Raw genomic sequence first — 13,849 nt, 5'->3', positions numbered from 1 at the left:
AATCAACATGGAAAATCCTGTAGGTTGGAAGGTTCAGTCTGGTTTATCAGCAAATATCTGGCAAGTTCCGCACCAGCATAACGTTTTTTGCAGCGGGTGTGACGACGTTAGCCGGAATACGAATGTCAACAACAAAGCCAGAGCCTGGTGCATCGTTGCGGATGATGCCCTTGCGATCCTGGATATGTTCGAGCATAAACGAAATATTTCCTTGCGGGGTCATCAATTCCAGTTGGTCACCGACCTCGAAGCGATTACGCACGTCTATACGCAGCAGGCCGTCGGCGGTTGTCCCCATGCTTTCCCCGACAAACTGCTGGCGGGTACTGGTCGAGGTGCCGCGTTCATAGTTCTGGTATTCATCATGTACATGGCGGCGGAAGAACCCTTCGGTATATCCGCGGTTGGACATGTTTTCGAGGGTATCCATCAGGGCTGGGTTGAATGTTTTGCCGCTCACGGCGTCATCAATGGCCTGACGGTAGGTCTGGGCCGTACGGGCAACGTAATAGTGGGATTTGGTTCGGCCCTCGATCTTGAGCGAGTGCACTCCCAGCTCAACCAGCTTTTCGATGTGCTGGATGGCGCGCAAATCCCGTGAGTTCATGATGTAGGTGCCGTGCTCATCTTCGAAGGCGGGCATGTATTCGTTGCTGCGGCCGGCTTCCTGTAGCAGGAAAATCTGATCGGTGGTGCTGCCACTACCGAGTGTTGGTGGTTCGGGTTGCTGCCCGGGGTTAAAAACTGGCCCGGCTGGATCAAATTCTTCCACACCTGCGGGAATAACGTCACCGGAGTCGGTTTCCCTGGCTTCGTGGGCGTCATATTTCCAGCGGCAGGCGTTGGTGCAGGTACCCTGATTCGGGTCGCGATGGTTCATGTAACCGGATAGCAGGCAGCGGCCAGAGTAGGCAATACATAACGCACCATGGACAAACACCTCAATTTCCATTTCCGGGCAGCGCTGGCGAATTTCGGCGATCTCGGTTAACGACAGCTCGCGGGACAGGATAATGCGACTGACGCCTTGGCGCCGCCAGAACTCCACCGCGGCGTAGTTCACCACGTTGGCTTGTACCGACAAGTGGATGACGGTATCTGGCCAGCGATCCTTGACCAGCATGATCAGGCCCGGATCAGACATGATCAGTGCATCGGGTTGCATCGCGATGACGGGCTCAATGTCCCTCATGTAGCTATCAACCTTGCTGTTGTGAGGGGCAATATTGCTGGCGACGTAGAATTTTTTGCCCAGCTGGTGCGCCCGGCTGATACCTTGGTTCAGGTTATCCAGGGTGAAATCGTTATTACGAACACGCAAACTGTAACGAGGCTGGCCGGCGTAAACCGCATCGGCACCATAGGCAAAGGCGTAATCCATGTTTTTGAGTGTGCCAGCGGGAGAAAGCAGTTCGGGGATGATCATGATATTGGTTCTGAGTGCCGGGTTGGATAATGGGAATAAACGCGTCATTCTAGCGCCGTTTCAAATTGCCGCATTGATCCAGCCCGTATTCCTGTTATTCCGCCACACCGAACAGACTGACATCCATATCGGATAGCCAGACAAAAAAGTCTTTCGGCAAAGGGATATGCTTCACCTCATTGAATTGACTCTGGAATTCCTGCTGGATCGACGCAAAATAATGTTTCAGTTCCGATGTTTCAGCGCCCAGTTCCGTCATCTGCTGGTAGATATCGGCAACGTATTGATTCAGCAAGATGGTGTCGTCGCAGGCGTCGTCAAAGACGCACTCGCTGGAGGCGTACAGGGCAGCATTGCACAGGTCGACAATTTGCCATCCCAGGGTGTCGGATTCAGTCAGTCCGGAGCGCCATTCACTGAACTGGGCAAAAAACCGTTCCAGATTGGCTCGGGAAGTCAGTTCTCCCTTGAGGAAGGCGGTTTGTTTGCTGAGCAACTTGGTGAATGGAGTTGTATCCAGTTGTTGATCGTCTTGCCACATCTGCAAATGGGGCAAATTGATACGTGCCAGCATCAGGCAATAGGCGCTACGGCCAGCGGCGTGTGCAGGTTTCATAGGAGGTCCTGTAGTGGGTGTCAGCATTTGGGTGTCTGGCACCAGAAGATAACAAAGCGTTGATCCGCGCTGATGCGCTGTACCTGGCTAAACAGGCGTTTGAGCAAGGGCGGGTAATTCAAATGCCGGTTGGCAACGACCAGTAAATTGCCATCGGGCTGTAATTGGCGGGCGGCATCACGGAACATGTCGTTGGCGATGTTGTTCAGCTGCTTGTGGCCATCGTGGAAAGGGGGATTACAGACGACCCAGTCCAGAGGCTCGCGAATGGTATTGAGACTATGGCCGTGATAACACGACACCTCAAGCCCGGCGTTGGCAGCGTTATGTTGAGCGGATATAACGGCTGGCAGGTAATCATCCGTCTGGATCAGCTGCAGTTCTGGCTGACGCTGCTTGAGCCACAAACCCAGGACTCCATTGCCACAACCGAGGTCACAAAGGCGGCCGCTAAAGGTCGGCAGGGCAAACCTTGTATCTTCCAGTGTGTGTAACAAAAAGGCGGTGCCGGGATCCAGGTTGCTGCGGGAAAACACGCCGGGCAACGCTTGAATGTTTAACTGCCCGACAGAGTAGCCTTGCCATGTCCGTAATCCGGGATCACTGACCGGGAGACGGATTTGCAGTAGCCGGGCTTTACGTTGGATCGGCATCTGCCGATACTCGGCACTGTGTTGTTCCAGCCAGTTTAACCAGCGCACCGGGATATGTTTGGCCATGCCTGCCAGGTACAAGGGTGTTTTATGATCCAGGTGTTGATGGCACAGCTGCAGCCAGTAACGTAATTGTTCAAAATTTTTGGGTAGCCGGATAACGACTTGTTGTACCTGGCTGTTTTGCAGGTGTGAAGCCTCGTGAATCCAGTGCTCGCCTGCCAGCTCAAGACTGTTACGCTGGCGGTTGTCGCGGCTGGCTCGTTGGGCGCAGGCGCTGTCGAGCCAGCTGACCGGTTGAGTCAGGGCGCAGGATAAAGCACCGTAGCGATCATTAAATAGCAGGGTGGGAGCATCACGATCCAGATGATCGAGCAGGTATTCATCGGCGCTGTCCCAGGGACGGGCGATTTGTTCCGGAACGGCGGGAAAACACGCCAGTTGCAAGGATGTTGCTTGCCACCAGGCCATCAATAAATATCTTTGAAATCTTTGTCTTCCAGTTGGTCGAGCAAGGAGCGTTCCGGGGCGTCAGTTTTGGGTTGACTGGCGGCGAGTGGTGCTTCTTTGGCTTCAATCTTGCGCTCGGTTTTTTTCGGGGTGGCAGCTGCTTTGTCTGTTTGTTGTTCTTTGTTTTGTGCCGCTTTGACATCAGGGTTTTCGGCCAGAAACTTTTCAAATACCGACGGAACACGGTTTTTGACTCGTTTGCCGGTTTGACGGTCATTACCCGCTTCGCGTTTGAGCTTGGCAGTGTTGCCGGTTTTTACCTTGTGGATGCGTTTGAGAGATCGGTTTTTTTTCAGACGGGTCATGTTTGGCTACATCAACAAGAGTGGTGAACGATTAGCCAATAATAACAAAGAGCCGCAGTATTTACATCTGGTGCTGGCGCGTTATTGTGTCCGGCCAGTTGGCTTTAACACATGTTCATAAATAGGGAACTACCTTTTAAATGTATTGGCAATCCTTTGTTTTTACAGGAGAAATCATACTTCCTGTATTTCTTCTTGTGGTTCTCGGTATTTTCCTGCGGCAGCGGCGGGTGATCGACGATCATTTTGTGACGGTCAGCTCCAGGCTGGTATTTACCCTGACCTTGCCGGTATTGGTGTTTCTGGCCATTGCCAAAGTACGATTTGATTCCGGTGTTCATATTGAACTGATAGTGTTTGTGGCGCTGGCAATTTTGAGTAGCTGCCTGTTCAGTTTTGTATGGGCCAGGTTTGCGGGCATCGACGAAGATGACGTCAGTGCCTTTGTGCAAGGGGCATTTCGGGGTAACTTGGGTATTATCGGCATCTCGATGGTGGTTTATGCTTTTGGCGACCAGGGTACGCAGATTGGCGCTCTGGTGCTTGCGGTCGGTGTGCCAGCGTATAATCTGTTGTCCGTTGTGGTGTTGGCCCGGGGACAAGGTGTTAACTGGTCTGGGCAGTTGTTGATGATCGCCAGAAATCCGTTGATCATTGCCATTGTACTGGCTTTGCCTTTCAGTCTGTTTGGCTGGCAGCTGCCGAAACCGCTGCACAGTGCGGCCAGTAGTCTCGGCCAGATGACGTTGCCGCTGGCCTTGATCAGCGTTGGTGGTACGCTGGACTTCGGCGCGCTGAGAAAAGCCAACTCTACCACGCTGCAAATGGCCTTGCTAAAGCTGGTGATTTTGCCAATTTTGATTGTGTCCGCCGCGATTGCCATGGGTTTTCGTGGTGTCGAGCTTGGAGTGGTTGCCCTGATGATGGCGTGCCCAACAGCCGCAGCCGCTTTTGTGATGGCCAAGGCAATGGGGGCAAATCATGTGCTGACCGCCAATGCGGTTGCAGTTAGCACTTTGGGCTCTATGTTGACGATGGGCGGAATTTTCTATGTTTTACGGATAATGTCGCTGCTATAGTGACGCTCTTAGGCTGTTTTTGACAATTTTGGGATCGGTGGTGTAAATGCCAGAGGGGAAGCGCCAGTTAGTTTACTTGGCATCTAATCAGCAGGGACTTGAGCTGGAACGTTACGAGATTGAGCGCTTGCTTGCCCGAATGGATATGACCAATGTCAGTTTTTCCTGTCGGGAAGACGGTGAGGGTTACGATTGGGATCTGGCGCGTCGACAGATTGAACTGGCTGATTTTTTTATTCTTCTGGTTGGGGATGACTATGGCCCAATGGCACCAACCGGTATCAGTTATTTGCATAGAGAGTTTGTCCATGCCAGAACGGTAGGCAAACCGGTGTTGGCATTCCTTAAAAAACTTCCGGTCGCCGGCTCACTGTCAGTCGAGCAGGGGCGATTGAAGGGTTTTTATCAGTTGGTGACTCAGCAGGTCAGTTATAAATTGTGGCATCTGCGGGATGAATTATTGTCGTTTGTTCGGGCGGCCATTGGCAGTCTTGAACTGAATGCCGATTCCGGTTGGGTTCGCTGGGCTGATGTAATGGGTGACCAGGTGTCCGATCCGGCAAGTTCCGACCTGGCGACGGCCAGTAATGCCTCCATTTCCGATCTGGCCAGCACGGCACTCTCGGTACGGGAGCGGCTGGAAATGAGTCGCAAGTCCATCAATCTGATGGTGTCGGCCAAGGTCTATCAGGGGGGCAATCTATCACGTGAAGAAATGGTGTTGCCTGCCCGTCTGGATCAGCTGTACCGGGCACTGCGCAGTTCTTTTGTCGGTAATATCAGCGAAGATCGGCTGCGTGCCTGTCTGGAAGCATTTATTGCCGAGACCGTTCGAAAACAGTTGTTGGGACGTCGACCCAATGCCCATGCAGTTGATGATATTCGGGTAAGCAAGTCCCAATTCCGCTCCATTATGGAAACCTGGGAACGGCTTGGTCAGGCAAGTCGCACGGAAAAGTCCGGTCGTTATTATTGGGTGGCCAGCGAAGAAACGCCGGTACGTACTGTCGGCGCTCCCTGAACGCCAGAACAGTCTGGCGCATTGGTTCTTTATCCCTGTCCCTTGTTGATTCCTGGCTAGCTGCGAGTGCTGGACGAATTATCCAGCAACGACTGACGCTGCTCCCACTCTTCTTTCATGCTGTCGCAAACAGTGCCGCACAAATCAAAAATGAAAGGTGCGCCGATACTGAAATACGCCATATTGCCTTCCTGGCGACGGCGGACCAAGCCATGGGTTCTCAGTGTCGACAAGTGCTTCGACACATTGGGCTGGGAGGCTCCTGTTGCGGTCACCAGTTGACCTACGGATTTTTCTCCCGGTTGCAGCTGATGCAGAATTCTCAGGCGCATGGGGTCGGATAATAAACGAAATCGCTGTGCGATCAGTTCCAGCATTTCTTCAGATAAAATTTCTTGCATAGTGATTCTCTCCTTCTTGTTGGAGAGTGTACGTCATGTTCCAGCATTCAAATATAGGCATAAAGATATGAATGATGGAATTTTTTCATTTCAGCTTATTCTTTTTTGTTATTAGGGTAAGAAAAACCAGCCCAAACTGGCAGATGGTCTGACAGATTTTGTGTCGTCCGGGTGTTAATGACCTCTGGATTGTGTGCGGATAACTGTTGGCTGTAGAACAGATAATCCAGCGTTCTGTCCGGGCCGGAGACATCCGGGTCATTCGGGTAGTGGGTAAACCATGTGGCGGCTTCGCTCTGGATGTTCTCTACGGAAGGAACGGATGGCCACTGGAGCAGTCGGCGTAACTCGGTATTTTCCTGGTACAGATAACGCTGGCTGGGTTGCAGCTGAGCCAGTTGTCCTGGCATCAGCAAGTTAAGATCACCACCCAGAATAAACGGCCGGTCCTGGCGGTCTTGCTCTTGCATCAGGCTGGCGGCGATATCCACCTGCTGCTCCATGGTATCGCTGCCTTGGGCAAAAGCGTCAAAGTGGGTGTTAAACAGTTGCCAATCCGGACCGCCCACGGTGGGCAGTCGAGCTTCCAGGATGGCCCGCTTGAGGTAAAACTGTGCGGAGACGATATCCATCGGAGGTTGTGGCAGACGGTGGCGCAGAGCATCACTGAGTTTATAACGCGACAATGTCACCAGTTTCATGCCAACACTGCCCATGATCTGAGGGTGTGGAATGTAATCCGCTTTCCAGTAATAGGTGCTGGCAATACAGGGATAACGGTTTGCTGGTAACTGCTTCAGCAACTCGGCCAGTTGATCGCCATGGTCGGTGGCGGCTGCACCATCGTGAACTTCCTGCAAAAAAACAATATCCGGTGCAGTTTCTTTCAGTAAGGCAGCAATGCCGCTGATGGTGGTGGCTATGTCCTGGCTTGATGGTCGGGTATCTGGCCCCTGGTTGTCTGGCATATCGAAATAGAAAACATACTGTTTGCCCGCAAAAAACTGCACGTTGTAGCTCATGACCGATAAAGGTCCCTGGCGGGCATCGTACTCAGGGGTTGTGGTGGGGCAAGACAGTTCTGCGGTTTCTTGTGCGGCGGGATGGTAGGTGCTGCTGTACACCCAGGCAGCAAATCCCAGTGCCAGAAGGGCAGCAAATCCTGCCAGGCTATAGATTGTTTTTTTCATCGATCCGGACTCCGTGTCAGAATGCAGGCCAGCGGTGGGCATCCAGGGCTAACTCACTGTATACTGACGCCGCCATTTCAGGGGGTGTCATGTTAAAACATTTGTTTGTTGTTCTCTTGGTAATTTTCACCGCCGCCGGGTGTAGCCAGCCGGATTCAGTCGTCAAGGTCGCAGGGCCGACCATGGGCACGCAATATCACGTCAGCTGGATCGGCCAGAACGACAGCGCCGAACAGATCCAGCATCTGATCGATCAGCGCCTGGCGGATATCAATCGCATTATGTCTACCTATGATCCTGACTCGGAGTTGTCGCAATTAAACCGGCAAACCCTGGCGCTGGATAATGTCACCTTGTCTGAAGAGTTGGCCGATGTATTGGCACAAGCACTGATGATTTATAACCAGAGTGAAGGCCGGTTTGACGTTACCGTTGGCCCTTTGGTTAATGCTTGGGGTTTTGGGCCGGGCAAACACCGCGACCAGAAGTTGTCGGAAGAAGAGGTCAACGGCCTGCTTGCCGGTATCGGCTCTGACGCTATTCATCTTGATGACCGGACCCTGTCAACCGACAAACCGCTGTATATCGATTTGTCTGCCATTGCCAAGGGATGGGCAGTTGACCAGATTGGCTATTTGTTGGAGCAGCAGGGGGTGGTCTCTTATCTGGTGGAAATTGGCGGTGAGCTGAGAGCGCGTGGTAGCAAGCCGGATGGCAGTGGTTGGCGGGTTGCCATAGAACGGCCTGCACTGGATAGTATGACGCATCAGGTACAGCTGGTTCTGGAGCCCGGTGACTCGGCGTTGGCAACCTCCGGTGACTACCGCAATTATTTTGAAGAGCAGGGGGTGCGTTATTCTCATACTATTGACCCGCACACCGGCTATCCGATTACTCACCAGCTGGCGTCAGTGACCATTCTGAATCCCAGCTGCGCCCTGGCAGATGCCTGGGCAACGGCCTTGACCGTTGCTGGCCCTGAACAGGCTGTTTTACTGGCCAACCGTTATCAGTTGACGATGTATGCCATTGTACGTACTGGAGACGGCTTTACCGAGTTGGCTTCTGATGAATTTTTACGTCGTTTTTCTGGTCTGATGCAGGGAAACGAATAACGAGGATAATCTTATGACTATGATGCTTGTGGCCTTTGCGGTCATGTTATTGATTGTGGCTGCCATGGCTGTTGGTGTGCTGATGGGACGCAAACCTATTTCCGGTTCATGCGGTGGTATGGCAGCGATCGGCATGGAATCTGCCTGCGATGTGTGCGGCGGTGACAAGAAAAAATGCGAGAAAGAAAGCAAGATTGCCGCCGCCAAATCAGTCGGCGCCGAGTTTTACGACGCGACCAAGCGCTAACAACCTTACCTGGCCATTTGCTCTAGAATATGGCCAAGATCGGAATTGAATACTCACTGGATATGGGAGCACTGTTAGATGGCAGATTACCGCTATGATGTAGTCATTATTGGCGCCGGCCCTGCGGGAGAAGGGGCAGCAATGAATGCTGCCAAACACGGCAAGAAAGTGGCCGTCATTGAAGACAAGAAGATGGTCGGCGGTAACTGTACTCATTGGGGGACCATTCCCTCCAAGGCATTACGTCACGCCGTCAAACAGATTATTCAGTTTAATACCAATAATATGTTCCGGGAGATTGGTGAGCCACGCTGGTTCTCATTTCCACAGGTATTAAAAAGTGCCGAAAAAGTCATTGGCAAGCAGGTCAAGTTGCGTACCGAGTTTTACGGTCGCAACCGTATTAACGTATACACAGGCAAAGCCCGTTTTGCAGATGCCAATACGGTAGATGTATATCAAGGTGATACCAGCAATACACGCCTGCACGCCGACCAGATTGTGGTAGCAACCGGTTCCAGCCCATGGCGTCCAAGCAGTATTGATTTTAATCACCCGCGCATTTATGACTCCGACACCATTCTGACACTGAGCCATACGCCGCGGACCATTATTATTTATGGTGCCGGTGTGATTGGTTGTGAATATGCTTCGATCTTTTCCGGGCTTGGCGTCAAGGTGGATCTGATTCACCCCGGCGACCGGTTATTGAATTTCCTTGATGATGAAATCTCCGACGCATTGAGCTATCACTTGCGTGACAAGGGGGCATTGATCCGGCACAACGAGCAGTTTGACTCCGTTGAGAGTAATGATCGTTTTGTCACCATGATCATGGCGTCTGGTAAAAAGGTCAAAGCTGATGCTTTCTTGTGGGCTGCGGGTCGAAGTGGCAACACCAAAAACCTGGGACTGGAGAATCTGGGACTGGAAGCCAATTCCCGTGGGCAAATTGAAGTCGACAAGGAATACCGCACTGCGGTACAGAACGTCTACGCCATTGGTGATGTGATTGGCTGGCCGGCGCTGGCCTCAGCAGCGTACGACCAGGGTCGTGCAGCGGCATCGGTTATTGCCTGCCCGTCTGACTTCCACTACGTGGATTCTGTGCCTACCGGTATCTACACCATTCCGGAGATCAGCTCGGTCGGTAAAACCGAGCGTCAGCTGACCGAGGAAAAAATCCCTTACGAAGTGGGGCAGGCGTTCTTCAAGAACATCGCCCGGGCGCAGATTACGGCCGAAGGGGTGGGTATGCTGAAATTGCTGTTCCATCGCCAAACGCTGGAAATCCTGGGTATTCACTGTTTTGGTGACCAGGCAGCGGAAATTGTTCATATCGGTCAGGCCATCATGAACCAGAAAGGTGAAGGCAATACCATGAACTATTTTATCAACACCACCTTTAACTACCCAACCATGGCAGAAGCCTATCGTGTTGCGGCATTAAATGGCCTGAATCGCCTGTAAATACAAGATGGCCTTGCTTGTAAATACACCGCCTCCTGGCGGTGTATTTGTCTCTGCTGCCTGATCATCAGGTCGGTGCACTCAGCGTTTTTCCATAAATACCCCGAACAGTCCCGGGTGTGTCTGATTGATGTGGTGAGCGTGGACTTTACTCATGGTGCCTTTGTGGCAGTACAGCAGGTAACGCTGCTGGCCACTGGTGTCGAGCTCTCGCAAGCGGCTTTCCAGTTCATAGAATGGAATATGTCTGACCGGGTTGTTGGCGAGTTCCAGAGGCGCGTCCGCCGCTTCGTCAGGATGGCGAATATCAATAATTTCATCACTCAGGGCGGGAGTTGTCAGCAAGGCAACATCCTCCAGACCACTGCCCGTTTCCTCTAACACCCGATCGATACGCTGATAGCTTGAACGCTGCAAGGCCCGCTCCAGTACCGTAAAGTCAAAGGCCTGTTCGGCCGCTTCCGTTTTACTGCGCTCGCCATGGGTCAGTGGATTGACCGAGATGACGCCACAATATTCCGGCATATTGGCTGCAAAGGTTTCCGTTCCGATGCGACGGGCAATGGTAATAATATCCTGCTTGTCCATCGCCGCCAGCGGCCTTAAAACCATATGCTCGGCAGCACGGTCAATAATGGCCAGATTGGAGATGGTCTGGCTGGATACCTGGGCGACGGCTTCTCCGGTAGCCAGGGCGTGCAGTTTCAGATTGTCTGCCACCTGTGAGGCGGCCCGCATCATCATACGCTTGAGCACTACCCCCATATGACCGTTATCGACCTTGGTCAGAATTTCAGCGACTACCTCTTCAAAAGGAATAGTGACAAATTTCACCCGGTGGCTTTCGCCATAACAAGACCAGAGGTAATGGGCCACTTGCTTGACGCCGATCTCGTGGGCGCTGCCACCAAGATTAAAAAAACAGAAGTGGGTTTTCAGGCCGCGCCGGGTGAGCAGATAGCTGGCGACGGTGGAGTCAAAGCCACCAGAGATCAATGACAGTACATCCCCCTGGCTACCGAGAGGAAAGCCCCCCAGGCCAGGGATACGGCGCTTGACGACCTGTACCTTGTCATTGCGCAGTTCGGCATGTACGACAACATCCGGGTTTTTCAGCGAAACACCAATGGCACCGGTTTCTTTCAGTAAACCGCCGCCCATATAAATCTCAGCGTCATGGGATGTGAAGTCGTGATTACCGGCCCGTTTGACGCGGACGCAAAAGGTTTTTCCTTCCAATACATCACGATTGGCTTCACGTACCAGCTGATAGGCCTGGTCCAGTGATTCGAACGGGTGTTCGTCAATTTCCAGCGCATAACCGATGCCGGGAGTGTGAGACAGGATCTGCACCATATGGCGGTGCGTCATGGCGATGTCTTCTGTGGCTGACAGGTTGACCTCGATGACCAGGCTATCCCAGCGGTCCTGGACATCGGCCGAAATGTTTTGTTTGCGCGTCAGAGTGCGTAGGTTGGCGCGCAAAATTTTTGTCATTTGCTTGCGCACTGACTTGGATTTAATAGTAATCTCAGGGAAGAACTTGACGACAAACTTCATGGAAGACGATGACTGGCAGAAAAAGGGCAGGAAGTATAACTCAGCTCAATGTCTCATTCATCCGAACGCATGTAAGGTGTATCTAAACGTGTCAGAGTTAACGTTTGAATCGGTGCTAGAAGACAGTATTGATGAGATGCAATAGTCTGGTCACTGACGAGTTGTAAGATGGAATGCCGCTGACAACAGCAGCTGGAAAAACAGTAAACCGAAACGCAAAAGGAGTGGAAGGATGACAAAACGTATTGCATTGGTTACCGGTGGAACTGGCGGAATAGGAACTGCCATCTGTAAGCGACTGCATGATGATGGCTATCAGGTGGTCGCTGGATACTATTCGGGAGGGTCGCATGAGAAAGCCCAGGCCTGGCAAGAAAAGCTGAAAAGCGAGGGTTATGATATTGCCCTTGGTTTTGGCAACATTACCAGCTGGGAATCTTGCGAAGCCTGTATCAACAAGATTCGCGAAGAATTTGGCTCAGTTGATGTTCTGGTCAACAACGGCGGAATTACTCGTGATGCCACATTGAAAAAAATGACCCCGGAAATGTGGCATGACGTGATCAACACCAACCTGTCATCTGTTTTTTATATGACGCGTCTGGTGATCAACGAGATGCTGGAAAAGAAATGGGGCCGGATTATTAATATTTCTTCTGTTAATGCAGAGAAAGGCCAGTTCGGGCAAGCCAACTATTCAGCAGCAAAAGCCGGTATGCATGGTTTTACCAAAGCCGTTGCCCAGGAAGTGGCTTCCAAGGGTATTACCGTGAATACGGTATCTCCTGGTTATATTGCCACCAGCATGATCATGGATGTACCGGAAGAAATCCGTAACCAGATTCTGAAAGGTATTCCGGTTGGTCGTTTTGGTCAGCCAGAAGAAATCGCCAACGTTATCAGCTTCCTTGCCGGAGATGCGTCCGCGTTTGTAACGGGCAGTAATATCTCCGCCAACGGTGGTCAGCATATGTCCTGATGGGCAGTGCCCGGGTTAATACCCGGGCTTCAGTTTTTTGTTGCGGGCGCTGGCATGGCGCTCGCGCATTTGTGTATTAATATAACGGTCGGTAGTTGCCATGCTGGCGTGGCCTGCGTCTTCCTTGACGTGTTCTTTCGGTCGAGTGCGAACATCTTCCGATATGCCGGTATGCCTTAACCAGTGTACGGTGGCAACACGTAACTCCTGGGCTTCATCGGCCAATCCTTCCTGAGTCATTCGCTCCAGCGCCGTATCAAAACAGAATTGTACCAGATAACGAATTTGCCGAGTGCTGGTTACCGGACCCCGACCTTTCAGTTTGGGAATCAGGGCGGTTTGCTCACCAGGTAGCGGCAAACGCGTCAAACCGAGATGTTCCCGATAACGCACCAACGCCGCCAGCATATCATCGGATACCGTCACCATACGGGCCTTGTTTCCTTTGCCGACCACCCGCAGCCACCAGTTACCATCCTGATCACATTGAAAATCACCCATCACCGGGGTGGATCGTTCATCGGCGACCAGCTCGGAAATCCGCAGATACATGCCAAACAGGCACAACATGATAAACAGTGAACGTTCATGCTCCCGGGGGTTGTCGTCTGCCAATTGGGTGACCGTTTCCCGAATATAATCCCACTGCAAGTTGGAGATGCGGCGAATCGGTTCGGCATAGGCGTGACGCTGCAGGTATTTGCTTTTTTGCCGAATCAGAGCGACGGGGTTGGTCTGGAGGTAATCTTCCTGAATAAGATAATTAAAGTAGCTGGATAAAACCGCAAATACCGACTGCAGGCTTTTTTGCGATAGTGCAAAGACGTCGGGGCGCGCTCCCGCCAAAGATGACTTGTCGGGTTGAATCACAAACGGCCGCCATTTGCTGTTGGGGATTCGCCCTTCAGGCGTTTTGCTGAAACGTGCAACCTGGCTGGTGCCAATCCAGCAATCAGGCGGGGACTGGCAAAAACCGATGTAGTCTTCCAGGTCGGCGCGCCGCAGCTCGCCAAGAGCGCATTGACGCACAGTAAACGTCCATTGCAACAGACGTTCGATCTCACGGCGGTAGCTGTTAAAGGTAGCGGTTGAACCATTAAAGCTGACCAGGAATTCAAAAGAATGCACCAGATCGTCAAAGCTGCCTTCGATCTCTCTCAGGGATGGCTGGCGTAACAGGACTTGGCGGGCATCTGTTAATGGGCTGCTGAGGTAATTCAGATTGTCGATAAAAGCAATGGGAGGGGCCGTGGACATGGAAAATGAACACCTTTGGG

Annotated in this window: 14 protein-coding genes; 6 read left to right on the top strand and 8 right to left on the bottom strand. The window is 52.1% G+C overall.

Features of this window, described 5'->3' with window-relative positions; genetic code table 11:
- Nucleotides 1-46 precede the first annotated feature (46 nt).
- The 4 genes from yegQ to Q8W32_RS01120 all read right to left on the bottom strand — a co-directional run bounded on the left by yegQ (nucleotide 47) and on the right by Q8W32_RS01120 (nucleotide 3,510).
- Nucleotides 47-1,426: a tRNA 5-hydroxyuridine modification protein YegQ gene (yegQ, locus tag Q8W32_RS01135; RefSeq protein ID WP_305413429.1), complete on the bottom strand. Its 1,380-nt coding sequence runs from the start codon at nucleotides 1,424-1,426 to the stop codon at nucleotides 47-49.
- Nucleotides 1,427-1,520: 94 nt separating this feature from the next.
- Nucleotides 1,521-2,042, bottom strand: a complete 522-nt coding sequence (locus Q8W32_RS01130) for a hypothetical protein (RefSeq protein ID WP_305413311.1) — start codon at nucleotides 2,040-2,042, stop codon at nucleotides 1,521-1,523.
- A gap of 20 nt (nucleotides 2,043-2,062) precedes the next feature.
- Entirely contained in the window at nucleotides 2,063-3,166 is a 1,104-nt protein-coding gene (locus Q8W32_RS01125) for a methyltransferase (protein ID WP_305413309.1), read from the bottom strand.
- Nucleotides 3,166-3,510 (bottom strand): hypothetical protein, encoded by a 345-nt coding sequence (locus tag Q8W32_RS01120; RefSeq protein WP_305413307.1) that lies wholly within the window; start codon nucleotides 3,508-3,510, stop codon nucleotides 3,166-3,168. The genes Q8W32_RS01125 and Q8W32_RS01120 overlap by 1 nt, the downstream gene beginning before the upstream one ends.
- A gap of 140 nt (nucleotides 3,511-3,650) precedes the next feature.
- Here Q8W32_RS01120 and Q8W32_RS01115 point away from each other — a divergent pair, with 140 nt between their 5' ends.
- A complete protein-coding gene (locus Q8W32_RS01115; RefSeq protein WP_303431584.1) occupies nucleotides 3,651-4,589 on the top strand; it encodes an AEC family transporter in 939 nt (312 codons plus the stop codon).
- Between the two features lie 76 nt (nucleotides 4,590-4,665).
- The gene (locus Q8W32_RS01110; RefSeq protein WP_305413305.1) at nucleotides 4,666-5,610 is read left to right on the top strand and encodes a DUF4062 domain-containing protein; all 945 of its coding nucleotides are present in this window, start codon (nucleotides 4,666-4,668) and stop codon (nucleotides 5,608-5,610) included.
- A 56-nt stretch (nucleotides 5,611-5,666) separates the two neighbouring features.
- Here Q8W32_RS01110 and Q8W32_RS01105 read toward each other — a convergent pair whose 3' ends face one another.
- Entirely contained in the window at nucleotides 5,667-6,011 is a 345-nt protein-coding gene (locus Q8W32_RS01105; RefSeq protein ID WP_303431586.1) for a metalloregulator ArsR/SmtB family transcription factor, read from the bottom strand.
- Nucleotides 6,012-6,106: 95 nt separating this feature from the next.
- Entirely contained in the window at nucleotides 6,107-7,201 is a 1,095-nt protein-coding gene (locus Q8W32_RS01100; RefSeq protein WP_305413303.1) for an endonuclease/exonuclease/phosphatase family protein, read from the bottom strand.
- Between the two features lie 89 nt (nucleotides 7,202-7,290).
- Here Q8W32_RS01100 and Q8W32_RS01095 point away from each other — a divergent pair, with 89 nt between their 5' ends.
- The 3 genes from Q8W32_RS01095 to sthA all read left to right on the top strand — a co-directional run bounded on the left by Q8W32_RS01095 (nucleotide 7,291) and on the right by sthA (nucleotide 10,033).
- Entirely contained in the window at nucleotides 7,291-8,316 is a 1,026-nt protein-coding gene (locus tag Q8W32_RS01095) for an FAD:protein FMN transferase (protein ID WP_305413301.1), read from the top strand.
- 13 nt (nucleotides 8,317-8,329) lie between these two features.
- Nucleotides 8,330-8,563 carry a (Na+)-NQR maturation NqrM gene (nqrM, locus tag Q8W32_RS01090; RefSeq protein WP_303431589.1) on the top strand — a complete coding sequence of 78 codons (234 nt, stop codon included), beginning with the start codon at nucleotides 8,330-8,332 and terminating at the stop codon, nucleotides 8,561-8,563.
- A gap of 78 nt (nucleotides 8,564-8,641) precedes the next feature.
- On the top strand, nucleotides 8,642-10,033 hold the full coding sequence (sthA, locus tag Q8W32_RS01085; protein ID WP_303431590.1) for a Si-specific NAD(P)(+) transhydrogenase: 1,392 nt from the start codon (nucleotides 8,642-8,644) through the stop codon (nucleotides 10,031-10,033).
- Between the two features lie 81 nt (nucleotides 10,034-10,114).
- Here sthA and thiI read toward each other — a convergent pair whose 3' ends face one another.
- Entirely contained in the window at nucleotides 10,115-11,593 is a 1,479-nt protein-coding gene (thiI, locus tag Q8W32_RS01080) for a tRNA uracil 4-sulfurtransferase ThiI (protein WP_303431591.1), read from the bottom strand.
- A gap of 232 nt (nucleotides 11,594-11,825) precedes the next feature.
- Here thiI and phbB point away from each other — a divergent pair, with 232 nt between their 5' ends.
- Complete coding sequence (phbB, locus tag Q8W32_RS01075) at nucleotides 11,826-12,572, top strand: acetoacetyl-CoA reductase (RefSeq protein WP_303431592.1); 747 nt, start codon at nucleotides 11,826-11,828, stop codon at nucleotides 12,570-12,572.
- 15 nt (nucleotides 12,573-12,587) lie between these two features.
- Here the strand turns inward: phbB and Q8W32_RS01070 are convergent, their stop codons facing one another.
- A complete protein-coding gene (locus Q8W32_RS01070) occupies nucleotides 12,588-13,829 on the bottom strand; it encodes a site-specific integrase (RefSeq protein ID WP_305413297.1) in 1,242 nt (413 codons plus the stop codon).
- Between the last annotated feature and the right edge of the window lie 20 nt (nucleotides 13,830-13,849).

This window comes from Oceanobacter sp. 3_MG-2023 (assembly GCF_030688925.1).
GTDB lineage: Bacteria > Pseudomonadota > Gammaproteobacteria > Pseudomonadales > Oceanobacteraceae > Oceanobacter.
The sequence above is the reverse complement of the archived record's forward strand: the minus strand, read 5'-3'. Positions and strand labels throughout refer to the sequence as shown.